Here is a 272-nt window from a genome sequence, read left to right on the forward strand (position 1 = left end):
AACCCTAATTTATTAATTGGTGTTGGCGGCTGTGTTGCTTCTCAGGAAGGCAATGAAATTCGCGCCCGCGCGCCTTTTGTCGATATTATCTTTGGTCCTCAGACTCTGCACCGCTTACCAGAAATGGTTAATCAGGTCAGCGAGACTCATGCACCTATGGTTGACGTCTCTTTTCCTGAAATTGAAAAGTTTGACCGTTTAGCCGAGCCTAAAGCAGACGGTGCCAGTGCCTTTGTCTCTATTATGGAAGGCTGCAGCAAAGTATTGCTCAT

The 272-nt window shown here is 46.7% G+C and carries 1 pseudogene; it reads left to right on the top strand.

The annotated features are described in order from the left end of the window. Positions 1-272 (top strand): annotated as a pseudogene (locus RJ32_RS00170) (tRNA (N6-isopentenyl adenosine(37)-C2)-methylthiotransferase MiaB); the annotation flags it as partial.

Origin of the sequence: Idiomarina sp. 28-8 (assembly GCF_000320945.2) — a bacterium.
Taxonomy (GTDB): Bacteria; Pseudomonadota; Gammaproteobacteria; order Enterobacterales; family Alteromonadaceae; genus Idiomarina; species Idiomarina loihiensis.